Origin of the sequence: Flavobacterium sp. PS2 (genome assembly GCF_046250155.1) — a bacterium.
In the GTDB taxonomy this organism is placed as follows: domain Bacteria; phylum Bacteroidota; class Bacteroidia; order Flavobacteriales; family Flavobacteriaceae; genus Flavobacterium.
The window spans coordinates 2,957,444-2,981,155 of record NZ_CP176426.1 but is presented as its reverse complement, the minus strand read 5'-3'; the positions used below and the strand labels follow the sequence as shown (position 1 = coordinate 2,981,155).

At 32.1% G+C, this 23,712-nt stretch carries 19 protein-coding genes and 1 riboswitch; of the genes, 3 read left to right on the top strand and 16 right to left on the bottom strand.

The genetic code is table 11. From position 1 onward, the window contains the following. Window positions 1-25: 25 nt before the first annotated feature. The 4 genes from ACJ6WR_RS12885 to ACJ6WR_RS12870 all read right to left on the bottom strand — a co-directional run bounded on the left by ACJ6WR_RS12885 (window position 26) and on the right by ACJ6WR_RS12870 (window position 4,042). Window positions 26-1,270, bottom strand: a complete 1,245-nt coding sequence (locus ACJ6WR_RS12885) for a sulfate adenylyltransferase subunit 1 (RefSeq protein WP_039112457.1) — start codon at window positions 1,268-1,270, stop codon at window positions 26-28. A gap of 126 nt (window positions 1,271-1,396) precedes the next feature. Then, window positions 1,397-2,296, bottom strand: coding sequence for a sulfate adenylyltransferase subunit CysD (gene cysD / locus ACJ6WR_RS12880; RefSeq protein ID WP_035619812.1), 900 nt, complete (start codon window positions 2,294-2,296; stop codon window positions 1,397-1,399). A 108-nt stretch (window positions 2,297-2,404) separates the two neighbouring features. Continuing rightward, complete coding sequence (locus ACJ6WR_RS12875; RefSeq protein ID WP_409415441.1) at window positions 2,405-3,115, bottom strand: phosphoadenylyl-sulfate reductase; 711 nt, start codon at window positions 3,113-3,115, stop codon at window positions 2,405-2,407. 24 nt (window positions 3,116-3,139) lie between these two features. After that, window positions 3,140-4,042 carry a sulfite exporter TauE/SafE family protein gene (locus ACJ6WR_RS12870; protein WP_409415440.1) on the bottom strand — a complete coding sequence of 301 codons (903 nt, stop codon included), beginning with the start codon at window positions 4,040-4,042 and terminating at the stop codon, window positions 3,140-3,142. 281 nt (window positions 4,043-4,323) lie between these two features. Here ACJ6WR_RS12870 and ACJ6WR_RS12865 point away from each other — a divergent pair, with 281 nt between their 5' ends. Next, window positions 4,324-5,106, top strand: a complete 783-nt coding sequence (locus ACJ6WR_RS12865; protein WP_409415439.1) for a sulfite exporter TauE/SafE family protein — start codon at window positions 4,324-4,326, stop codon at window positions 5,104-5,106. Window positions 5,107-5,187: 81 nt separating this feature from the next. On the opposite strand, the gene ACJ6WR_RS12860 is transcribed toward ACJ6WR_RS12865, so the two are convergent. The 12 genes from ACJ6WR_RS12860 to ACJ6WR_RS12805 form a co-directional block, all read right to left on the bottom strand. Then, window positions 5,188-5,598 (bottom strand): RrF2 family transcriptional regulator, encoded by a 411-nt coding sequence (locus ACJ6WR_RS12860; protein WP_035619819.1) that lies wholly within the window; start codon window positions 5,596-5,598, stop codon window positions 5,188-5,190. A 182-nt stretch (window positions 5,599-5,780) separates the two neighbouring features. Next, on the bottom strand, window positions 5,781-6,953 hold the full coding sequence (locus ACJ6WR_RS12855) for a trans-sulfuration enzyme family protein (RefSeq protein ID WP_039112461.1): 1,173 nt from the start codon (window positions 6,951-6,953) through the stop codon (window positions 5,781-5,783). A 144-nt stretch (window positions 6,954-7,097) separates the two neighbouring features. Then, a complete protein-coding gene (locus ACJ6WR_RS12850; protein ID WP_039112462.1) occupies window positions 7,098-7,523 on the bottom strand; it encodes an OsmC family protein in 426 nt (141 codons plus the stop codon). A 16-nt stretch (window positions 7,524-7,539) separates the two neighbouring features. Further along, the gene (locus tag ACJ6WR_RS12845) at window positions 7,540-8,175 is read right to left on the bottom strand and encodes a LysE family translocator (protein WP_409415438.1); all 636 of its coding nucleotides are present in this window, start codon (window positions 8,173-8,175) and stop codon (window positions 7,540-7,542) included. A 105-nt stretch (window positions 8,176-8,280) separates the two neighbouring features. Further along, window positions 8,281-8,838 (bottom strand): hypothetical protein, encoded by a 558-nt coding sequence (locus ACJ6WR_RS12840; RefSeq protein ID WP_409415437.1) that lies wholly within the window; start codon window positions 8,836-8,838, stop codon window positions 8,281-8,283. 34 nt (window positions 8,839-8,872) lie between these two features. After that, window positions 8,873-11,287 carry a bifunctional aspartate kinase/homoserine dehydrogenase I gene (thrA, locus tag ACJ6WR_RS12835; RefSeq protein ID WP_039112465.1) on the bottom strand — a complete coding sequence of 805 codons (2,415 nt, stop codon included), beginning with the start codon at window positions 11,285-11,287 and terminating at the stop codon, window positions 8,873-8,875. Between the two features lie 27 nt (window positions 11,288-11,314). Then, complete coding sequence (locus ACJ6WR_RS12830) at window positions 11,315-12,277, bottom strand: alpha/beta fold hydrolase (RefSeq protein WP_240474695.1); 963 nt, start codon at window positions 12,275-12,277, stop codon at window positions 11,315-11,317. Between the two features lie 80 nt (window positions 12,278-12,357). Next, window positions 12,358-12,465: riboswitch (SAM riboswitch) on the bottom strand. Window positions 12,466-12,653: 188 nt separating this feature from the next. After that, window positions 12,654-12,857: a hypothetical protein gene (locus ACJ6WR_RS12825; RefSeq protein ID WP_039112466.1), complete on the bottom strand. Its 204-nt coding sequence runs from the start codon at window positions 12,855-12,857 to the stop codon at window positions 12,654-12,656. A 644-nt stretch (window positions 12,858-13,501) separates the two neighbouring features. Further along, a complete protein-coding gene (locus ACJ6WR_RS12820; protein ID WP_039112467.1) occupies window positions 13,502-14,602 on the bottom strand; it encodes an aspartate kinase in 1,101 nt (366 codons plus the stop codon). Window positions 14,603-14,921: 319 nt separating this feature from the next. Then, on the bottom strand, window positions 14,922-16,214 hold the full coding sequence (locus ACJ6WR_RS12815) for an O-acetylhomoserine aminocarboxypropyltransferase/cysteine synthase family protein (RefSeq protein ID WP_409415436.1): 1,293 nt from the start codon (window positions 16,212-16,214) through the stop codon (window positions 14,922-14,924). A 62-nt stretch (window positions 16,215-16,276) separates the two neighbouring features. Further along, on the bottom strand, window positions 16,277-16,465 hold the full coding sequence (locus tag ACJ6WR_RS12810) for a hypothetical protein (protein ID WP_039112469.1): 189 nt from the start codon (window positions 16,463-16,465) through the stop codon (window positions 16,277-16,279). Between the two features lie 481 nt (window positions 16,466-16,946). Further along, entirely contained in the window at window positions 16,947-19,793 is a 2,847-nt protein-coding gene (locus ACJ6WR_RS12805) for a TonB-dependent receptor plug domain-containing protein (RefSeq protein WP_409415435.1), read from the bottom strand. 540 nt (window positions 19,794-20,333) lie between these two features. On the opposite strand from ACJ6WR_RS12805, the gene metK reads away from it, so the two are divergent. Next, complete coding sequence (gene metK, locus ACJ6WR_RS12800) at window positions 20,334-21,584, top strand: methionine adenosyltransferase (RefSeq protein WP_039112471.1); 1,251 nt, start codon at window positions 20,334-20,336, stop codon at window positions 21,582-21,584. A 140-nt stretch (window positions 21,585-21,724) separates the two neighbouring features. After that, entirely contained in the window at window positions 21,725-23,500 is a 1,776-nt protein-coding gene (locus ACJ6WR_RS12795) for a DUF4153 domain-containing protein (protein ID WP_409415434.1), read from the top strand. Window positions 23,501-23,712: the final 212 nt, after the last annotated feature.

Below are 23,712 nucleotides of genomic sequence, written 5' to 3'. Positions count from 1 at the left end.
AAGCTTATTGCTTACAGCAGTGAAACTATCTAATGAATCCTACTCCTGCAGTTGTATTTGTTGCGGTATCAATAAGGATAAAAGCTCCGTTTGATTTATTGTCATTGTAAGCATCAAAATATAAAGGCTTGCTTAATTTAATACTTACTTCACCAATTTCGTTTATTGCTAATTGAGTTGCTGGTGTTGTTCCTGAGTAATCGGTTGCGATTGTATTCTTGATACTTTCTACTTTTGCCAAAACTCTGTTTGTATTATGCTGAACGATATATTTTGTTCCCGGAACTAACTTTTTAGAATCCATCCAACAAACTGTTGTTGTGATATCTTTTTCTATTTTAGGAAGTTCTGTTGATTTTACAATCATATCTCCTCTGGTAACATTGATATCATTTTCTAATTCAATTGTGATTGATGAACCTGCAATTGCTTCATCAAATTGTTTATCAAAAAAGTGAATGTTCTTTACTTTAGATTCTGTTAATGAAGGTAAAACTGTTACTGCATCTCCTACTTTAATTGAGTTACCGTATAATTTACCTGCATATCCTCTAAAATCGTGATACTCTTCCGTCTTTGGACGAATAACTGTTTGAACTGGAAAACGTGCTTGTCCTTTTTCAAAAACATCTGTTGGCTCTAAAGCTTCTAAATGTTCCAAAACAGTTTGTCCATCGTACCAAGGCATATCTTTAGATTGATCAACTACGTTTCCACCGTTGATTGCACTTAGTGGAATATAACTTACGTTTTGTTCCTTAAAAGTACTTTTAGCATTTAATGCTTGAAAATCGGCTTTGATTTTATTATAAACTTCTTCAGAATAATCAACTAAATCCATTTTGTTAATCGCTACAATTACCTCTTTTACTCTCAATAAATTATTGATAAAAAAGTGACGATATGTTTGCTCGATTACTCCTTTTCGAGCATCAATCAAAATGATTGAAACTTGCGAAGTCGAAGCTCCTGTAACCATGTTACGTGTGTACTCAACGTGACCTGGAGTATCGGCAATAATGTAACTTTTCTTTGCTGTCGAAAAATAAATATGCGCTACGTCAATTGTAATTCCTTGTTCTCTTTCTGCTACTAATCCGTCAGTTGCAAGTGAAAAATCTAAGTAATCATATCCTTTTAATTTGCTGCTTTTTTCTATTGCTTCGATTTTATCTGTAGTCAATGATTTTGTATCATACAACAATCTCCCGATTAAAGTACTCTTTCCGTCATCTACACTTCCTGCTGTTGCTATTTTTAAAACTTCCATTTTAATTTTTTGTTTAAAGTTTAAAAGTTTAAGGTTCCCTAAAAAAACCTTCATATAAACTCTTAAATCTGAATATTTTATTTACTTTTCAATCCGCTTAAGTTCCCCCTTCGGGGGTTAGGGGGCTTAAAAGTACCCTTGTTGCTTTCTTTTCTCCATTGCTGCTTCAGAACGTTTATCATCGATTCTGGCACCTCTTTCAGAAATTGTAGATGTTCTGATTTCTCCAACTACTTCTTTAATTGTTGCTGCATACGATTCAACGGCAGCTGTACAACTCATATCTCCAACGGTTCTAAAACGAACGATTCTTTCTTCGATTTGTTCGTCTTCTTCCTGATACACATAAGGAGAATGTGACCAGATTAATCCATCTCTCAAGAAAACTTTACGTTTGTGTGAAAAATAAATAGATGGAATTTCAATTTTTTCTTGTTCTATATAACTCCATACATCTAATTCTGTCCAGTTTGAAATTGGAAAAACACGTACGTTTTGTCCATTTTCTATTTTTCCATTCAAAATATCAAATAACTCTGGACGTTGGTTTTTCTCATCCCATTGACCGAAATCATCACGAACTGAGAAAATACGTTCTTTAGCTCTTGCTTTTTCTTCATCTCTACGCGCACCACCAATACAAGCATCAAACTTAAATTCTTCGATTGCATCTAGAAGTGTTGTTGTTTGTAAGCTGTTTCTACTAGAATATTTTCCAGTTTCTTCTACAACTTTTCCTTCGTCGATAGCATCCTGAACATTTCTTACGATTAATTCTAATCCTAACTCTGCAACCAATTTATCTCTAAATTCTATCGTTTCAGGAAAATTGTGTCCTGTATCAACGTGCAATAGTGGAAAAGGAATTTTCGCAGGAAAGAATGCTTTTTGCGCTAAACGCACTAAAGTAATCGAATCTTTACCTCCTGAAAAAAGTAAAACCGGTTTATCAAATTGAGAAATTACCTCTCTAAAAATGTATATCGCTTCACTCTCTAAAGCATTTGTTTTTAATACTGAACTCATTGTTTTTTTGTTTCAAAGTTTAAAGTTTAAAATTTAAGGTTTTGATCACCTCATCCAAAACTCATAACCATTATTGTTTTTTATTCTATTCTCTTGCCTCTAGGCTCTCTATTCTTTCTTAGCGCTATGCAAACCACATTCTTTATGGCTCGATTCCCACCACCATCTTCCGGCTCTAATATCTTCGTCTGGCAAAATTGCTCTCGTACATGGTGCACATCCTATACTTACAAATCCTTTTTTATGTAATGCATTTTGAGGTACGCTATGTTCTTGCAAATAATCCTCTACTTCTTGTAATGACCATTTTAATAATGGATTGAATTTTATTATTTCGAAGTTTACATCGTATTCAAACAATTGTAAATCATTTCTGTTTTCTGATTGTTCAGCTCTTAAACCTGTAATCCAAACTGCATTTCCTGACAAGGCTTTTCTTAACGGAACTACTTTACGGATAAAGCAGCATTCTTTTCTGTTCTCTACCGAATCATAAAAGCTATTCGGACCTTTTTCTTTTAATAAACTCTCTACCGCAGTTGCTTCTGGAAAATAAACTTCGATTTGTTTTTTATACTTTTTTAATGTTCTATGAAAAACATCGTATGTTTCCTGAAACAATCTCCCTGTATCTAATGTAAAAATGGTAATTGCGATATTATTTTTAGCAATAAAATCGGTTATAACCTGATCTTCCTGACCAAATGAAGTCGAGAAAACGACTTTGTCTTTGTATTCATTAGCCAAAAATTCTAATGTTTCTTCCAGAGAAAAATCTTTTGTTTTAGCTAATAAAGATGTAATATTTGTTGTGCTCATATTCTTGATATTTCTAAAAAATTATTACAATAATTTAGATAATGTTTTTAAACTCAAAAGGATAATTAATATTCCTACTGCCACCATCATAGGTTTTCTTTTAATTTTATTTACTAAAAAAGCAGCAAGAGGAGCAGCAATTACGCCACCTAAAATCAAACCTATAATAACTTGCCATCCGTGGATTCCTCCAAAAAGCATGAATGTTACACCACTTGCAAATGAAACTGCAAACTCGGCTGCATTTACCGACCCAATTGTATAACGAGGATTTCTACCTCTTCCTAACAATGTCGAAGTTACGATTGGTCCCCAACCTCCACCTCCTACAGCATCCATAAAACCTCCAAAGGTTGCTAAGATTCCAAGTCGCTTGGTTTTCTTTTTAATTATAGTTTTATTTAATGCTTTTCTAATAATTATCACTGCCAGTACAATCATATAAACCGCGATAAAAGGTTTTATAATATCTCCATCAATTACATCCGACAGTAAATATGCTCCTGTAATTGATCCTAAAACCCCTGGAATCAATAAATTCTTAACTAGTTTTTTATTGATATTTCCAAATCTATGGTGTGATATCGCCGATGCCCCTGTTGTAAACATTTCTGCTACGTGAACTCCTCCACTACTAATAACTGGAGAAACTCCATAAGCCAATAAAAAAGATGTTGATGTTGCTCCGTAACCCATTCCTAACGTTCCATCTACCAATTGTGCAAAAACTCCAATTAAGAAAAATACTAAAAATTCCTGATTAAATCCATCTAGAAAGCCTTCCCAAGTAAATTCTGCATGATGATTATAAATCAATACTGAAATCAAACCTAACAATAATGCAGCAGGAATTATAACCCATAATTGTTTTGAAAACGATCCACCTGATTTTATTGCTACGGTATCCAACTTCAGTTCTTTTTCCATACACCTAATTATTCTTTTTTATTTTAAAATCTATTACCCTATCGGCTTAGTAGATTACAATGCAAAATTACTACTTATTTCTAAATATCAAAATAAATTTTAATTTTTTTACATCGCTAATTGTCTTTAAGTTACATCCTAATACGCTTTAAAGAATTCTAAGAATCATCATTGTGTATTATAAATAATGTTTTGTTATCTAATTGTGATATTTTTCTTAAAGTCTACCATATCTATAGGATTATCGTGAAATTGTTATTATTTTTACCCAAATTTTATTTATGGATTTCCAAATAGGTCTTGTAATTGCAGGTTTAGTCGTTGGTTTTATAGTGGGATTAACAGGTGTAGGAGGTGGCTCTTTAATGACTCCTATTTTATTATATTTTGGTATCCCTCCAACAACAGCAGTTGGTACCGACTTACTATACGCTGCTTTTACTAAAATGGGAGGCGTATTTGTACATCATAAAAAAAGCAATATAAATTGGTCTATAACTGGCTGGCTTACTTTAGGTAGTGTTCCTGCTGCTTTACTGACTTTGTGGATATTAAACAGCATCAAAACAGATATTACAACCATAAATGCAGTTATAAAATATAGTTTAGGCTGGGCATTGCTTTTTACTTCTATTGCAATTTTATTCAAAAAGAAATTATTAGTATACTCTCAAAAACACGCTGGCGATAAATTTCACAGCGAGAGCAATACACAAAACATGTTAACCGTTGGAATCGGTGTATTACTTGGAGCAACCGTAACATTAACATCAATAGGAGCTGGAGCCTTGGGTACCGTTACTTTATTTTTCCTCTACCCACTTTTACCTACACCACGTTTGGTAGGTACTGAAATTGCTCATGCTGTACCTTTAACTCTTGTTGCAGGAATAGGACATGCTTCAATGGGTAATTTAGATTTAACCTTATTAGCTCAGTTATTAATGGGATCACTTCCAGGAATCTTTATGGGAAGTATGTTAAGCGGAAAAGTGCCAGATTCTTTACTTAGAAATGCTATTGCAGTAATGCTTTTTTTAGCTGGATATAAATTGATTTTTTAAACCAAATCTAAAAGACATAAAAAAGACCATTTCAGAATCTGAAATGGTCTTTTTTTATTATAGTATATAGAACAGGGTTAACTAAAACGCAATATCTGCAAGTGAGTTATTCTCTAAAACTTTCAAAGTATTATCTCTCACTTCTGTCATTAAGCGCCTTGCTGCACAAGTAGTTTCATCATCACAATCATCACATTTTTCATAAAAGTTATGACTCGCACACGGAAGTAATGCGATAGGTCCTTCGAGAATACGATATACCTTTGCCATGCTAATATCTTTTGGGTCTTTTATCAAGTAATACCCACCACCTTTACCTTTTTTAGCTCCAAGAAAACCAGAGTTTCTAAGTAGCAACAAAATACTTTCCAGAAATTTAATCGAAATATGCTCGCTTTTAGCAATTTCAGCAATTTGTACAGGCTCGTTATTTTCTCGCCTGGCCAAATATGTTAAAGCCTTGATTCCGTATTTAGTTTTCTTTGAAAGCATTTTTTATTTTAGATTTTAGAATGTAAATTTTAGATTTCTGCTAAAATGGACTACATATTTTTCTACAACAAAAATATACTTTTTGAGTGAACAATTACAAAAGAATAAAAAATGATGATTAACGATTCTTTTTCTGATGAAATATATCAAATAAAAAATCGCCAATCACCATTCAAAATTATTTAAGAAAGCGCTTGCTCTAAATCGGCAATTACATCTTTTACAGTTTCTAAACCAACAGATACACGCACTAATCCTTGTGTAATACCAACTGCTAATTGATCTTCTTCAGACAATTTACTGTGAGTTGTCGATGCTGGATGCGTAACAATTGTTCTTGTATCACCAATATTAGCCGATAGTGAACATAATTTTATTTTATCCAGAAACTTTCTACCAGCTTCTATTCCACCTTTTATTTCAAACGCAATAATATTACCACCTAAAAGCATTTGCTTTTTGGCGATTTCATATTGTGGGTGCGATTTTAAAAACGGGTATTTAATGCTGTTTACATTTGGGTGTGCTTCTAGAAACTCAGCAACTTTAAGTGCATTCTCGCAATGTTTCTCTACACGCACAACTAATGTTTCTAAACTTTTAGATAAAATCCAAGCATTAAATGGTGATAAAGCAGGTCCAGTATTTCTTGAGAACAAATATATCTGTCTGATTAAATCCTCGTTTCCTACTGTTACTCCACCCAAAACGCGTCCTTGACCATCGATTAACTTAGTAGCAGAATGTACTACCAAATGTGCTCCGTGTTTTATAGGTTGCTGAATATATGGCGTTGCAAAACAGTTATCGATAATTAAAATCAAGTTGTGCTTTTTAGCAATTTTTCCAAGCAATTCCAAATCGATTACATCTACACCAGGATTTGTAGGTGACTCAGCATACAATATCTTTGTATTTGGCTTGATAAAACTCTCAATAGTTTCCGGTTTATTGATATCAAAATACGACGTTTCAATATTCCATTTTGGAAAATAAGTCACAAACAAGGCATGAGTTGAACCAAAAACACTGCTTGCTGAAACAATATGATCTCCCGCATTTAACAAAGCTGCAAAAGTAGAATACACCGCTGCCATTCCTGTTGCAAAAGCATAACCAGCTTCGGCACCTTCCATTTTGCAAATTTTATCTACAAATTCGGTTGTGTTCGGATTACTAAAACGGCTATAAATATTTCTATCTTTCTCTTCTGTAAAAGAAGCTCGCATATCTTCGGCATCCTCAAATACAAAACTTGATGATAGGTACAATGGCACGGAATGCTCTAAATACTGTGATCTTTCTAATTGCGTTCTTATGGCTTGGGTTTCAAAACCAAATTCTTGTTCGTTCATTTTATTTTTTGTTTTTGTAAAGAGCTATTACACAAAGATTCTCAAAGGCATTTGATACAATCTTAAACTAAACAGTTCTTTTACTATTTTATAATAGCTAGTCAAAGAATTATCTCATCCTCTAATTGACTAATTTTCTAATTCCTATAATTCCTCGTTGTTCAAAACCACCTTATATTTTATTGTGGCTGTAGGCTCGACAGTTTTTCCAACTGAGCAATATTTCTCGAAAGAAAGTTGTGCTGCACGTTGCGCTTTTTCAGGATTAATATCTCCTTCCAGATAAAAAACTACAAAGATTTCTTTAAAAGGTTTTGCCTCTCCAATTTGAACACGAGTTCCTTCGACCTCAGCATTAAATGAAGTGATTTCCTGGCGTTGTTTCTTTAAAATCGAAATCATATCAATAGCGCTGCATCCTGCAACTCCCATCAATACTAATTCCATTGGGCTCGCACCTAAATCGCTTCCGCCAAATTCGGCTCTGCTATCTACATCAACTACATGACCACGTTCATTTTTGAGCTTAAAATGAAACGCGTCGTTTACTCTGTTTAAGGTTACTTTCATGTTTCTTGTTTTTATTTTATTTTGCTTTCGAAAAAGCTATTTTTATTGCCATTGAAGTCAAAACTCCAGCCATAAACCATTTTTGAACTTTTAACCATGTTGGCTTTGTTGCAAAAAAGACTGCCATTCTTGATGCTGTTAATACAATTACAAAGTTTACAGTAAAACTTATGGTCGCCTGAGTGATTCCTAATTGCAAACTTTGTGTCATTATTGAGCCATGCTCAGGTTTAATAAACTGAGGAAAAAAGGATAAATAAAACATTGCTATTTTAGGATTTAGAACACTTGTTAAAAACCCAATACCAAACAGCTTACTTGGTTTATCGATTGTCAATTTATCGTTTACTTCAAACATGTTTTTTCCATTTGGCTTAATTGCCTGAAAAGCCAGATACAGAAGATAAGCAACACCCAAAATTTTTAAGATTAAATACGCAAAAGGAACTGCAAATAAAAGAGCCGTTATTCCAAATGATACTAATACGATATGAAATAAAAATCCAAATACTATTCCTGTTAACGAAATTATTCCAGCCTTTTTACCTTGAGTAATCGACCTTGAAATCAAATAAAGCATATTTGGCCCCGGAGTCAATACCAGAAGAAATGCAGCTATCATAAAACCTATAAGCTCATTAAATGGTACCATTTTTTGTTTATTAAATACTGATTCCACGAATTTTCAAATGCAAATTCAGCTGATTATAATTTATTCGAATGTTCGTCTTCTTTAGAAAGATAAAAGTGATTCCGCTTATTTATCTTTTTTGTCTAATTTATTCCAATATTCTAGAATTTTGGCCTTATATATTTCACTCAAAGAATCAAAATTAGAGGAGAATTTATCTGTTCCAAAATTATCCGAGACACTAGATTCTATAGTGTAAAGCTGGTCTTTTTGCGAAAAGATTAAATGAACTGATTGTTGTTTAAAATCAGCATCATAAAGTCCGTAAATAAAAAGAGCATCAATACTTTTGTCTTTATCAAAATCCCAAAAAGCTTTTCTACTTCCCCAAGCCGAAATGATTCCGTTATGGTTTACTTCAATAATAGATTTTACGATCCATTTATCATTAACTTTTGTAAACCGTTGAAAATACATTTTATCTGGATTTGCATTTTTTTCAATCTTAGAAAAAATAAATACATTATCCTCGTTTCCTGGAGAGTTAACCTCATCTATTTGTATCGCTCTAACTCCTTTGTATGGAAAAACTTCTTGTGTATAACTGTCTTTGTTTCTAACAATACTCGAAACTTGCGCAGTAATAACGTTTGTAAATAATAACAGTAAAAAAAGTTTTTTCATTTTTTAAATATGTGATTTTAATAGTTCGCGTGAATTATTCTTTATCCGACAATCTCAAAACATCTCCAAAAACACCTCTTGCTGTCACTGCCGATCCTGCTCCTGCTCCTTGTATTACGATTGGTCTGTCTCCATAAGATTCAGTATAAATTTCGAAGAAAGAATCAGATCCTTTTAATCCGCCCAAAGCTGTATCCGAAGGTACCGAAACTAATTTTACTTCCAGAACTCCTTTGTCGTTTTGCAAATCACCAGATAACTCGCCTATGTATCTTAATACGTGATTTGGTTTTTGATCCTTTTTAATCTTGTCATAAATTGGATCAAATTCTTTTAATTTAGTCAAGAAATCTGTAACGTTTCCTTCACGTAAATGTTCTGGAATTAAATTCTGAATAGAGATTTCTTCAAATTCATTTTGTAAATCTAATTCTCTAGCTAAAATTAATAATTTTCTTCCAACATCATTACCACATAAATCCTCACGTGGATCTGGTTCTGTATATCCGTTATCGATAGCTTCTTTCAATATTTCACTAAACGGAGCATCTTTGGCAGAGAAATTATTAAATAAATAACTCAACGTTCCTGAGAAAACTCCTTTTATCTTGGTGATATTCTCTCCTGAAAGGTGTAATAATTTTATTGTATCAATTAATGGCAATCCTGCACCAACATTGGTTTCATACAAATAGTTTTTTTGATTGTCTGCCAAAGCTTTTCTTAGTTCTTTATAAAAACCATAACTAAGTGTATTGGCTACTTTATTTGACGAAATTAAATCAAAACTACTTTCTACTAACGAGATATAATTTTCAACGAAAGTCGCGCTTGCCGTATTATCAATCGCAATTAAATTCTCTAAGTGATTCTCATTTGCGTAAGCAATAACATCATTAATTGTATAAGCAACTCCGTCGTTTTCGATATCTTTTTTCCAATCTGCAGAAACTCCTTTTTTATTTAAAAGCACTTTTTTAGAATTGGCAATAGCAAAAACATTCAGCTTAATATGTTTACGTTTTTCGATGCTAGCAGCCGAAGCCAAGATTTGGTTTATCAAAGTTCCTCCAACTAATCCGTGACCGAAAATAGCAATATTGATTTTCTTTGAAACTCCAAATATCTCTCCGTGAATTACATTTAAGGCTTTATGAAGTTCTGATTTTTTAACTACCAAACTCACGTTTTTACCCGTAACGGTATTGTTAAACAAAATCGGAACAATTTTATTCTTGATTAATGCAGTGTATGGTTTATGGAATGTACTTAAATCTTGTCCTATTATCGAAATTACCGAAACATTATCGGTTACTGTAATCTGGTTAACATCTTTAGAATAAAAATCGTTTTCAAACTCTTTTTCCAGTTCTATCATTGCTGTTGTTGCTTTATCTGTTGCAACTACAAGTCCGATTCCTCTTTCTGATGAACCTTGCGAAATAATACTTACACTAATATCATTATCTCCCATTACTTTAAAAATACGAGCATCGACACCAGCTTTACCAAGTAATCCTCGTCCTTCAAGATTAACCAATGATAAGTTCTCTAAAACTGAAAGTGTTTTAATTCCTTCTTTAGCAGAATCTGACGTGATTAATGTACCGCGGTTTTCGTGATTAAATGTATTTAAAATACGAAGCGGAATACTTTTTTCAATTAACGGAATAATCGTTTTTGCATGCAAAATGGTAGCGCCAAAATTAGCCAACTCATTTGCTTCGTTAAATGATAAATATTCAATCTTTTTAGCATCACTAACTAAATCAGGATTTGCTGTATAAATTCCGTCAACGTGCGTAAAATTCTGAAGTTCTTCGGCATCAAGATAATTTGCTAATAATGAAGCTGTATAATTACTCCCATTTCTGCCTAATGTAGTTGTCTCATTACTATTATTTGAACCAATAAATCCTGTAACAATATTTACAGTTGACCCATTATATTGTTTAAAATAGTTGATTACATTTTTCTTAGACAATTGTTCTAGAAGTTGTGCATCACCAAATTTAGAATCTGTTTTAAGCAGTTCTCTAGAATCGGCAAAGTTCGCAGGAATACCTTTACCCAGCAAAATTGAAGTCAATAATTTAGCCGAAAGCAATTCTCCTTTCGAAAGAACCTGATCTTTTATCTTCTTGCTGTAGTCACCAATTAAACTAACTCCTTCAAAAAGTTTATCCAAAACACCAAACTCTTCCGAGAAATCAACGTTTGAATACTCTGATATCTGGTATGTTTTAAAACTCTCTAATAACGGCTTGTAATTTCCGTTTTTAGAAGCAATTGTTAATATATCTTCTAGTTCATCTGTTGCGTTACCACGAGCAGAAACTACTACGGCAATTTTCTCACCTTGATTTATTTTATCAATAATTATAGAAACTACTTTATTAAGTCCTTCTCCGTTTGATAAAGATTTACCTCCAAATTTTAATATTTTCATCTTATTTGTGTTGTATTTTATGTTGCTCTAAAAAATAGACGCAAGCAAATTATCTAATTGTTTGTACTCGATTAAAAAAGCATCATGTCCGTGAACAGAATCTATTTCGCTATATGAAACATTTTCTTTGAACTTTTTTAATTCCTGATAGGTTTCCTGATTTTCTTTTGCACTAAAAAACAAGTCCGAATTAATCCCTATGATATGGATATGGGCAGTTGTTTTTGATAATAATGTTTCAAAATCGGCTGTATTCCTTGTAATATCAATTGTTTTAAGCAACTGATTCATTAATTTATATGATGAAATTTGATACCTTTTTTGAAGCTTTTTCCCATGATGTCCCAGCCAGCTTTCTACATTAAAAATAGCTAGTTCATCATTTTTAGTTCTCTGAAATTTTTCTTTAAAAGATTCTGGCGAGCGATAACATAACATGGCATGAATTCGCGCATCTTCTATTGGTCTTGAAGAATTGTTTAGGATTTGCTCTTGCAAATAGCAATTTGCAATTAACCAATCGGTAGATTTCCAATCGGTTGCAATAGGTATTAAATGTTTAGTGATTTGAGGTTCTAATGCCAAAATTTCCCATGCGATACCACCACCTACAGAACCACCTATAATTGCATATAATTGATTGATTTTAAGAAACTCAATCCCTTTTATGAAAATTCGGGCAACATCTCTGGCGGTAAAATCTGTATGGTTTTCAATCGAGATTCCGTTATGTCCATTTCCTGGAACATTAAAAGCTAGAATTGTATATTTTGCAGTATCAATGGTTTTATTATCACCAATTAAATCATTCCACCAACCATTCTCGCCCGTAACCTGAGCGTTTCCTGTTAATGCATGATTTACCAAAACTATAGGCGCAGTGTGCAACGGTAAACCAAAAAGTTCATAACTTAGGTTAATCGCATTATACGAAGCGCCACTTTCGGTGACAAAATTCTGTAATATAATCGGGATGGTTTTATTTTCCAATTTCAAATCTTTTGTAATTTTTGATTTGTACATGGAAATATTAAAAAGAAAAAACTAGAGCTATGCTAGAGAAATTCTTTGTGTTATCTTTCCACGTTGGGCGTGGTAGAATGCAGCACCTTCTTCGATTTATCGAAGGGTTGCTAAGGATTCATCGGGTCTAATCCCTCGTCCTTTCTTTATAACATTTCAATACGTTTTTGAACTTAATGGCACAAATTAACTACTATTTTCTTAAACGACCAAATTTTTTATTCATTTGATTTTAGTTCGTTTACAAAATAGTTCAAACAAAACAATCACGTACAAGCAACCGCTGGACATATATATCCAGAAAATTCATATTGTTAGCTTGTATTTTATTTAAAGTTTTAATTTAAATAAATAAAGTTTCATTCTCTTTTGAATACATCAAGAAAAGCAAAGAATTAGGTGCTTTTTTTTCTGCAGTTTCATCTGTAGCTTCCATTCCAAATCTTGGATGTGCCAATTCATTTACAGTTTGGATTGTTATTGTTTTTTTAGCTCTGAAGAATCTAAAGAATCCGAACCTTTTTGCGAAGTAGTTTTGTGTGCTCATAACATGTGTGTTTTATAATTGTTTATTTGTGTTTGTTTTTATTAAATGAACTCGATGTCCAAAAAAAAACCCTTTTGATAATTATACCAAAAGGGTTTAAGTCGTTTAAACTTATTATACTTTTGGAAATCAATAGACGCGTACGCAAATAAGCGCGACATTCTGCATCATCTTAAACTTCGAGTTATTATTCATTTTAATATTATTATTTATCATTTTAAAAAATTTCAATATTTGTATAATCTAAAAAAAAAGCCTCCCAATAAATTTGGGAGGCTTTGCTATATATTTTTTTATAGATATAATTTTAAGCAATAGACTTCCCTACGGATTTCTCCGACATGACCTTATTAATTTTACAAATATTAAAATTCATTTTTGGTATCTTTTTGGTTTAACAAATATGCGACGTTTTTTCGAATTAACCAAGCCAGAATCCATATTTTAATGATAAAATCACGTTAAATTTGCATTTAAAAACAAAAAAACGACGAAATGTTACTTTTTTTCGACGAAATACTCCGAATGAGGTATAAAATTAACACTCAACTGTTTAAAAACTTCCCTCACTAAACATAAATTTCAAAGAACATCTAACTATAAATCAAAAAAAAATTGAATATAAAATTCAATTTCAAAAATTTCTAAGCCCAAATAGCTTCTTTATTTTTTATCTTTTCGGCAACTTTTAGAATGTCTGTTATAACTCCTCTTGCTATAGCTTCTTTTCCCGCAGCAGCACTTTGAATAACTATCGGAATGTTTCCGTAAGATTGTGTGTAGATTTCAAAAATAGTATCTGATCCTTTTAATTGCCCGATTGCAGTTTTGGTAGATTCTGAAACTAATCTGACTTCTAGTTTATTTTCTAAAACATTATACTCTCCAACATATCGTAAAACATGATTATCGGATTGTGTAATTTTTGCAATTTTAAAGGACTTATCTAATAGCTCTTTATTAATCACACGCTTTGATTTGGCATTTATCTCATATTGATTATGATCTAAAAGTGGAGTTGTTTTAATATCCGAAATTTCAAAGTCTTTCCCTATTTCCCTAGTAAGAATAAGTAATTTCTCGGCCGCATCACTACCTGATAAATCTCCTTCGTAATCGGATGTTATTAACTGTAGCTTTTCGGCATCTTTTAAAATAGTAGAGAAACAAGTATCCTCTGATGAAAATCGATTAAATACGTAACTTAATGAATCTGAAAAAACACCTCTTATCTTGGTTATTTTCTCTCCCGAGTTGTATAAATCTCTAATGGTTTGTAATACCGGAAAACCAGTATCTACTGAGGTTTCGTATAAAAATTCTTTATCGTATTTTTTAAGATTTTCTCTTAGTTCTCTATAAAAGTCTATCGGCAATGTATTTGCTTTTTTATTTACTGCCACAATATTAAACCCATTTTGAACTAACGGAATATAATGATCTATTAATTCGTCACTTGCAGTTGCATCTACAGCAATTAAGTTTTCGAAAGCATTCTCTTTTGCAAAAGCAATAATATCATCTACCTTAAAAGGAATTGCGAGATGTACAAAATTGGCTTCCCAGGCATTCTCTGCGCCTTCTTTTTCAAAAAATGCCAATGTAGAATTGGTTATGATAGGAAACCGCAAATCAATGCTTTTATTTTCGCTAAAAAATACTTGGCTCTCAATTATCTGATTTATTAAAGTGCTGCCAATATTTCCTATTCCAAAAAGGATGATGTTTATTTTAAGCTTTGACATAATTTTTACTTTTATTTTAAAATAAATTCAAGAAATCTACCATCTGGACAATTAATTTAAACACGAATTTCACGAATTGGCACTAATTAGTTTGTGAAATTAATTTCACAAACTAAGCTAATCATTATGATTTGTGCCAATTCGTGAAATTCGTGTTTATCTTTTGCATCTATGCCAGGAAAGCAGTTCAAGAAATATTGTTTTGAACTTTTACTTAGTATTATTGTTTTTGATTATTTTTTGAAAATCACCTTTAACCCTGCTCACGTGGTTAAAGGCAATTTTTCTAACAAAAAACAAAAAAACCTAACTTTCTAATTTATGCTAATTGAGCACTCTTTATATTTTTAAATACCGCTTGTAAATCGGCAATCAAATCGTCTATATCTTCAATCCCTACCGAAAGTCGAATCAAATCTTTTGAAACTCCTGTTGCGAATTGTTCTTCTTCTGATAATTGTTGGTGAGTTGTACTTGCAGGATGAATAATCAGTGACTTTGTATCGCCTATATTTGCAAGAAGTGAGAATAATTTGGTTTCATCAGCTACTTTTTTGGCAGCTTCAAAACCACCTTTTAATCCAAAAGTTATGATTCCGCTTTGTCCTTTCGGCAAATATTCTTGTCCCAAGACATAATATTTATTCGATTTTAGACCTGGGTAATTTACCCAAACCACCTCATCTTGTGCCTGTAACCATGTTGCTAAGGCTAATGCGTTTTCGCTATGCTTCTTAATACGTATGGGTAAAGTCTCCAATCCCTGAATAATCTGAAAAGCATTAAATGGACTCAATGCTGAACCAAAATCGCGTAATCCTTCTATACGTGCTTTGGCAATAAATGCAGCATTTCCTAATGCTTCGTTATAAACTAATCCGTGATAACCTGCAGATGGTTCTGTAAACTCAGGGAATTTTCCGTTTGCCCAGTCAAAAGTTCCAGCATCGATAATTGCTCCTCCTAAAGAAGTTCCGTTTCCTGAGATATACTTGGTTAGGGAATGAATTACAATATTTGCTCCATGTTCTATTGGATTAAGCAAATATGGTGTTGGAACGGTGTTGTCAACAATAAATGGAACTTTAAATGCTTTGGCTTCTGCCGAAATTGCTTTTAAATCTAATACATCTAATTTTGGATTCCCTAATGACTCTACAAAAAAGACTCTTGTATTTTCTTTAGCCGCTTTTGTAAAGTTTTCGGCATCAGATGGATCTACAAATGTGGTTGTGATTCCTAATCTTGGCAAAGTAACTTTTAATAAATTATAAGTTCCTCCGTATAAACTATTTGATGCTACAATATGATCTCCTGCTTTAAGCAATGTTAGCAAAGTTGTTGCAATTGCTGATGCGCCAGATGCTGTTACAACTGCTCCAATACCACCTTCTAGCGCTGCCAGTCGTTGTTCCAGAACATCATTTGTAGGGTTATTTAATCGTGTGTAAATAAATCCTGCTTCGGCTAGACCAAACAAATTAGCTGCATGATCTGAATTATTAAAAACATAAGATGATGTTTGGTAAATAGGCACTGCTCTTGTATTACCGTTTTTTGTTACATCATGTCCTGCGTGTAGTGCGTTTGTTGCGAATTTTTGTGTGCTCATGGGTTCTATTTTTTTAATTAGTTAAAAGATTGTGTGTTTATATTTCTTAATTATTTTTCTATTTATATAAAAAGATCTTCATCTTCGTGGGCATACATCTGAAACAATAATGAGTTTGACTCACTCGTATACAATTTTCCTTTTACTTCGTTTGTATTTATTCTTTTGGTTTGTATTACACCAAAAATTCTTTTGGCATCTGCTTTCAATAAAGCTTGAATTGCTCTTGAAATTTTATAGAATGTTTTCATGATTTTTAAATTTTAAATTATGGAATAAAAAAAAGCCCTTTCGGATGGCTACCAAAAGGGCTTATAGCTTTAACTATAACAAAGATTTAATCTTTCACTTTTGGCAATAGCAAATTGGGATGCACATTTGCATCATCTTACAACACATTATCATATTATTTGCTATTGTATTCATTTTATAAAATTTGTTTTTATCTGTTTTTATTAGTTCTACTAATTCGATAGAGTAAATATAGTAACTATAATTTTAATCACCAAACTTAATTTCAATTTTTTACATAAAAAGATTTCCTAACTACCTAAAGCCCTATTATTGCTACTAAAGCATTATATAGTTTTTAAACCATATAAGTAATTTAAGAAGATATAAGTTTTCTAGATAGGTTACTTAAATGAACTTATATTACTTAAATGGTTACTTTTAATCGAAATCACTGGGTGCATTTTATTTTAAACATCAAAATAACACTCAGCAATTAAATTATATTTTAAAACTTAAACGGGCAAAACCAAATCTTCCGTTTAATCCAAATTGTGATACTGCTCTAGAATAAGCAAACTGATTTGCATTACTTAAATCTGTACTTGGCGCAGGAGACAATGTTGGTGTTGTATTTGTAAAAGCAGGAGTTGCTGGATTATTTCTGTCAGGATAAACATCTCCTATATTATTAACTCCTAGTGTTACTCTTAAATGTTCGTTTATTTGATATCCTAAAGATAAATCGGTCACTAATTTTGCACTGTATTCTGGGTGCTCATAAACTGAAGAAAAACCATCTAAGTTTACATCTGTTGCTCCTGGATCTGTAACTTTTCCGAAATAACTATTTCTTAAATAAATATCCAGTTTCTTAATACTGAAAGTAGTCATTAAATTAGCTTTCAATTTTGGGATTGCTTCTTCCAGATAAATTCTGCTTGACTCTGGGAAAAATGAATATACATATGGATCTCCACCTGCATTAACAATAGATTGAGGAACATTTAATGATCCAACTCTTTTTGTTGTATTATAACTTAAAGCAAAATCATTTCTGATTGTAAAATCCTCAATAACATTATATTTTTGAGAAATCACTAAGTCGATTCCTTTAGTTTCAGAGTTAATTCCGTTTGTCCAAAATGAAGCTCTTTCTACACCTTTTAGATCAAATGCTTGCTGAAACAATGTTAATGCATCTTTTTGTTCTGGAGATGTTGCTCCATTTATTTGTGCATCTGTAGGTCTTGCATATTGTCCTGTTAAAACAATTCTGTCGTCGATTCTTGTAAAATAAGCATCTGTAGCAATTGTAATATTAGCTGCTGGAATCTTAAATGTAAATCCTGTACTTATACTTTTAGATGTTTCTGGTTTTAAATTCTCAACTCCAATACTTTTTGCAGCTTCAGAATCATTTGTAAAATATCCTACTTGGTAAGGCGAACCATTAATAAATTGTGTTGAGCTACTTTCAAAATATTTTTGTTGTAATGATGGTGCTCTAAAACCTGTTTGCCCAGAAATTCTCCAGTTAATATTATCATTCAATTTTAAAAGTGAAGCTAGTTTAAAAGTAACTGTACTACCAAAATCTGAATAATTCTCATAACGAGCAGCTCCGTTGATTAACCAATTTTTGGTTGCGTTTAATTCTAGATCTATATATGCTGCACCACTTCTTCTATCTTTTTCTTTAGCATCTGATGGTTGGAATCCTGAGAAACCTTGTGCTCCTGCTCCACGCTTATTTCCAAAAAAGTCGGTTACAATTAATGGTGAGTTACTTGGTAAAATTCCAGAAACCAGATTTCCGTTTACATCGTATAAACCATAAGACTCAACATCTCCTTGTTTTATCTGATAATTTTCATATCTAAATTCTCCTCCAAAAGCTACGTTCAATCCATCAAGAACATCATACTTTTTACTTAAATCTAAATTGGTTGTACTTTGTAAAAACGAAACTTTACCAGCATAAAAACTAGAATCAGAGTTTGTTCCTAAAGTAGCATTAATAGTATTGTTCACATCATACTTAAAAGAGTTTGATCCAAGGTTTGTACTAATATCAGTGTCAAATCCGAATAATTGAGTTGTAAGTCCTACAGCAGAAGAAGCATCAATAATATCCGATTCTATTTCTGGCAAAAATCCATTGGCATATACTTGTGTAAATGTTCCAGATCCATTAGGTAATCTGTTAAAAGCATATGATTTTCCGTTTCTATACGAAACTCCTCCAAATGAGTACAACGAAGTAATTTCTGTTAATGGATATTTGGTATTATAATATAGTTGCCCAGATGCTAATTCTGACTGACCAACGCTCATGTTGTAATCACTTCTTTCCTGACCTCTATAATTGATTTCATTATTGGTTGCATCAAAACCTAATGCCGCTTGCATTTGTGTAATATTTGTTGCGCCAGCAATTGCTGTTTGTTGTGCTGCCGTAAAATAACTAACTTGTGGAGCGTATTGTTGTAATGTACTTATAATTTGAGCTGAGTTTGGAGTTGTATTAATGTTACTGAACAATGAATTCACATTTACACCATTCTGAGCCGCTCTATATTCGACAGCATTATAAGCATTAAAAATAGCATTACTTCTAATTCCTGCTCTACTGGTTGCTTGTCTTGTAACCGCACTACCTGTAACGCTCAGGAAACTTCCTTCTTTACCCAAAGATGTTCCGTAATTTAAATCTACTTGTAAAGCCTGACCATCAGTTCCTCCTTTAAAGTTATTAGATCCCGAAGACATGTTTGCTCCATATTGTACATCTCCCGAAAGATAATTAGCATTCTTTTTTAATACAATGTTAATTACTCCCGCAATTGCATCAGACCCGTATTGAGCTGCCGCCCCATCTCTTAGTACTTCAATTCTTTCTATTGCAAATGATGGTATTGCATTTAAATCTGTTCCAACAGAACCTCTTCCTGGCGCTCCATTGATATTTACCAAAGAACTTGTGTGTCTTCTTTTACCATTTACAAGTATTAAAACTTGATCTGGTCCTAATCCTCTTAATTGTGCTGGATCAATATGGTCGGTTCCATCTGCTGTAGAAGTTGGATTACTGGTAAACGACGGTGCAACATAATTTAATATTTGAGTTACACTGGTTTGTGGTGCTCCTTTTGTTATTTCTGAAATATTAAAAATATCGATTGGAACGGGTACATCAGTCTTAACTCTGTTTTTACTTCTAGAGCCGATTATTGTTACTTCTGATAATTCATTATTTTGTAAAGTATCTTTCTCCTTTTTATTTTCCTGAGCATAAATGCCCGAAAATGTCAAAAGACCTAAAACTAATGCTACATTTTTTTTCATTACTTTTTTACTGATTTATTAATATTTTGGTTTAAAATGACATTCTGTTTTGTTTTCTTCATTAAACAAAAAAACCTCTGCAATTTGCAGAGGTTCTATGTATATTTTTGAAAATAAACTACAATAGTATCTCTGCGGAATACTCCGGCATCTTACAAGACATCATATTGTTAACAGTGAATTTCATTTTTCTTTTGTTTTGTTGGGGCAAATTTGCGAACTATTTTTTAGTCTACCAAACAAATGTCGATTTATTTTCTAAACTCTATAGAACAAGTCGAATATGTTAAATTTTTGTATATTAAATTAAAAAAACAAAAGATTAATTTGCAATTCAAAATGGTTTTATACCTTTGCAGCCAAATACAGAGGAAAAATTTGGACTGATTGCAACCTCTTCATAATGAAAACATTCATTATGGATGCTGAAAGATTTTCATTTCAGTTTTAAAAAATGCTAAAGCAGGAATCCTCCTTTAGCATTTCCAGCAATTATTTCTTTTCCTCGCTTAATTTTATAATTTTAATTTAATAAATATTATGGCTTATTTATTTACGTCAGAATCTGTTAGCGAAGGACATCCAGACAAAGTTGCGGATCAAATCTCAGATGCATTAATTGATAATTTTTTAGCATTTGATGCAGATTCTAAAGTAGCATGCGAAACTTTAGTAACAACTGGACAAGTAATATTGGCCGGTGAAGTAAAATCAAATACATATTTAGATGTACAACAGATCGCTCGCGAAGTAATCAGAAAAATTGGTTATACGAAAAGCGAATATATGTTTGAGGCAAACTCTTGCGGAATTTTATCTGCTATTCACGAACAATCTGCAGACATCAATCAAGGTGTTGACAGAGCAAATCCTGAAGAACAAGGAGCTGGTGATCAAGGTATGATGTTTGGTTATGCAACTAACGAAACTGAAAATTATATGCCTTTGGCACTTGATTTATCTCATAAATTACTACAAGAATTAGCTATTTTAAGACGTGAGAACAAAGAAATCACTTATTTACGTCCTGATGCTAAATCTCAGGTAACATTAGAATACAGTGATGACAATAAGCCAACACGTATCGATGCAATTGTAATATCTACTCAACACGATGATTTTGATGAAGAAGCAGTAATGCTTGCTAAAATCAAAAAGGATATTATCGAAATTCTTATTCCAAGAATTATTGCTAAGAACCCAACTCACGCACATTTATTTAACGATAAAATTCAATATCACATTAACCCTACAGGAAAATTCGTAATTGGAGGTCCTCACGGAGATACTGGATTAACAGGAAGAAAAATAATTGTAGATACTTACGGTGGTAAAGGTGCTCACGGTGGTGGTGCTTTCTCTGGAAAAGATCCAAGTAAAGTAGATAGAAGTGCTGCTTACGCTACACGTCATATCGCTAAAAACTTAGTTGCTGCTGGTATTGCTGATGAAATCTTGGTACAAGTTTCTTATGCTATTGGTGTTGCAAAACCAATGGGTATTTTTATTGATACTTACGGAACATCTAAAGTAAACTTAACTAACGGTGAAATCGCTAAAAAAGTAGAAGCTATTTTTGATATGCGTCCTTACTTTATCGAACAACGTTTAAAATTAAGAAATCCTATTTATAGCGAAACCGCTGCTTACGGACACATGGGTCGTAAACCAGAAATTGTAACTAAAACTTTTTCTGCTCCGGGAGGAAATGAAAAAACTGTTACTGTAGAATTGTTTACTTGGGAAAAACTTGATTTTGTTGACCAGGTAAAAGCTGCTTTTGGATTGTAATTTGAAGTTCTTTTTAGAAGCTTAAAATAAATCTTAGTATATATTAAACCCCGAAATTTGCAAATGCAGACTTCGGGGTTTTTCTTTGGCAATGTGCTTCTATTTTCTTTCCTTCGTAGAACAAAACCTACCAAAAAAATATGGCTAAATTCCCTTCTTTTCAAAACGTTTTAAACTCAACACTAAAGACAGTTCTTAGATTTCCATTAGAAATTTTAATCTCGATTACAGGAACTATTCTCACCATTATTCTCAACGAAGCAAAGTATGACGATCCAAACAAAGAGCTTTATGTAAAAGCTTTAATGAGTTGCTCTTTATGCTTAGTTTTATTCCTTTCTGTTAGTTTATTTTTTATAGCTGCAAAAAAGAACAACCTTCTACGTTACCTAACCAGTATCATACTGGGATCTTTAATCTTTCTATTTATTTTCAATTTTCATGAAGCTATTACAGAAATAGAAATACAGCAATTTATAGTCCTGAACATTGCTTTGCATTTGTTAGTTTCATTTGCAGGATTTTTGCCCAGAGCATACAATCAGGATGAGTTTTGGGAATTTAACAAGCAACTTTTCCTTAGGATTTTAACGGCTGGTTTATATAGTATTGTACTATATGCTGGTTTAGCTTTGGCAATATTAGCTGTTCACGAATTATTTCATGTAAAATTTTATGATCATATTTATTTTCATATCTTTTTTATCATCAGCGGAATTTTTAATACTACTTTCTTTTTAAGTGGAGTTCCAGAAACCAATAATGAACAATCTCCTTTAGTCCTTAATTACCCAAAAGGTCTTAAAAACTTTACTCAGTATGTCTTATTACCTTTAATAAGTTTATACTTGGTGATCTTGATTTGTTATGAAGCAAAAATTCTTGTAACACTATCTTTACCTGTTGGGTGGGTTTCTTATCTTGTTTTGGTATTTGCTATTTTCGGGATTCTTTCTTTTTTATTGGTTCATCCTATTGCAACCGAAAAAGCTAACCTCTGGATAAGAACTTTTAATCGTTTGTTTTATTTTCTATTAATTCCGTTACTGGGATTACTGTTTTGGGCAATTTTGTACCGAATTAATCTTTACGGATTTACGCATGAACGCTATTATGTTCTGTTATTATCAATATGGCTTACAATAGTTGTGGCCTATTTTTTAATCAAGAAACAACCAAAAATAAAGTTCATTCCGATAAGTATGTGTCTAGCAGCTTTACTTTCATTAGTTGGTCCTCAAAGCGCTAATTCAATTTCAAAATACAGTCAATTATCAAGATTTGAAATGTATATGGAAAAGACTAAAAAAGAAAAACTAACTTTTGAGCAAGAACAGGATTTAAGTAGTATAGTTACATTTCTACAAGACAATTATGGTACAAAAATTATGGTTCCTTATGCTAAAGCAAAATTAGAAGCTTTACTTAAAAAAGACAAATCTCCTAGTGATAATGAAGTAATGAATAGCCTAGGATTTGAGTATCGATATTATTATGATCGAAAGGATGACATAGATACTTCGTTCTACTATTATTTTTATGGAAATGAAGATAATCAAGTAGAAAACATTCATGGACAAGACTTTTTGTTTACAATATCCTATAACAATGATTTTGAATGCAACAATTGTACTTCGATAGATGGTAAAAATTACACTATAAAGTCTAAAAAAACTGATTATGGAATTGATTTACAAATCAATCAGGACATAGTTCCTTTAAAAATAAATGATTTTGTAAATGCAAATTCCAACTTTAGCCGAAATAACAATACAAATGAAAAAGTAATTCAAAAAGTAGATAGCCCAAAATACACTATCACTTTAACTTACATTAGTGCAAATGGAAAAGTTACAAAAGGAAAGAAAACCTTAACCGCTTACCAGATTAAAGTAATGGTTGGTATTAAAAAATAAAGTATAAAAAACATTCATTATATCATTTACAATTGTGTTAGACATAAGTATAATTGTATCAGATGAGCTACGAATTGTTTTTTTTTCAAAATTAATTCTTAGGTTTTTAAAACACGTAAAATCATAAAAGCTCATTAACAATAACGAAAAACTAAAAAGTTATGAATGATGAACAAAAACAAAAATCATCGTAATTGGTTAGAGCTAATAAT

Excerpts from the sequence above, each read along its gene's own strand:
- ACJ6WR_RS12815 (WP_409415436.1), bottom strand. The coding sequence starts at position 16,214 with ATGAGCACACAAAAATTCGCAACAAACGCACTACACGCAGGACATGAT.
- ACJ6WR_RS12820 (WP_039112467.1), bottom strand. The coding sequence starts at position 14,602 with ATGTCAAAGCTTAAAATAAACATCATCCTTTTTGGAATAGGAAATATT.
- ACJ6WR_RS12870 (WP_409415440.1), bottom strand. The coding sequence starts at position 4,042 with ATGGAAAAAGAACTGAAGTTGGATACCGTAGCAATAAAATCAGGTGGA.
- ACJ6WR_RS12885 (WP_039112457.1), bottom strand. The coding sequence starts at position 1,270 with ATGGAAGTTTTAAAAATAGCAACAGCAGGAAGTGTAGATGACGGAAAG.
- ACJ6WR_RS12845 (WP_409415438.1), bottom strand. The coding sequence starts at position 8,175 with ATGGTACCATTTAATGAGCTTATAGGTTTTATGATAGCTGCATTTCTT.
- ACJ6WR_RS12795 (WP_409415434.1), top strand. The coding sequence starts at position 21,725 with ATGGCTAAATTCCCTTCTTTTCAAAACGTTTTAAACTCAACACTAAAG.
- ACJ6WR_RS12875 (WP_409415441.1), bottom strand. The coding sequence starts at position 3,115 with ATGAGCACAACAAATATTACATCTTTATTAGCTAAAACAAAAGATTTT.
- cysD (WP_035619812.1), bottom strand. The coding sequence starts at position 2,296 with ATGAGTTCAGTATTAAAAACAAATGCTTTAGAGAGTGAAGCGATATAC.
- ACJ6WR_RS12825 (WP_039112466.1), bottom strand. The coding sequence starts at position 12,857 with ATGAGCACACAAAACTACTTCGCAAAAAGGTTCGGATTCTTTAGATTC.
- ACJ6WR_RS12805 (WP_409415435.1), bottom strand. The coding sequence starts at position 19,793 with ATGAAAAAAAATGTAGCATTAGTTTTAGGTCTTTTGACATTTTCGGGC.
- ACJ6WR_RS12850 (WP_039112462.1), bottom strand. The coding sequence starts at position 7,523 with ATGAAAGTAACCTTAAACAGAGTAAACGACGCGTTTCATTTTAAGCTC.
- ACJ6WR_RS12860 (WP_035619819.1), bottom strand. The coding sequence starts at position 5,598 with ATGCTTTCAAAGAAAACTAAATACGGAATCAAGGCTTTAACATATTTG.
- metK (WP_039112471.1), top strand. The coding sequence starts at position 20,334 with ATGGCTTATTTATTTACGTCAGAATCTGTTAGCGAAGGACATCCAGAC.
- thrA (WP_039112465.1), bottom strand. The coding sequence starts at position 11,287 with ATGAAAATATTAAAATTTGGAGGTAAATCTTTATCAAACGGAGAAGGA.
- ACJ6WR_RS12840 (WP_409415437.1), bottom strand. The coding sequence starts at position 8,838 with ATGAAAAAACTTTTTTTACTGTTATTATTTACAAACGTTATTACTGCG.
- ACJ6WR_RS12855 (WP_039112461.1), bottom strand. The coding sequence starts at position 6,953 with ATGAACGAACAAGAATTTGGTTTTGAAACCCAAGCCATAAGAACGCAA.
- ACJ6WR_RS12810 (WP_039112469.1), bottom strand. The coding sequence starts at position 16,465 with ATGAAAACATTCTATAAAATTTCAAGAGCAATTCAAGCTTTATTGAAA.
- ACJ6WR_RS12865 (WP_409415439.1), top strand. The coding sequence starts at position 4,324 with ATGGATTTCCAAATAGGTCTTGTAATTGCAGGTTTAGTCGTTGGTTTT.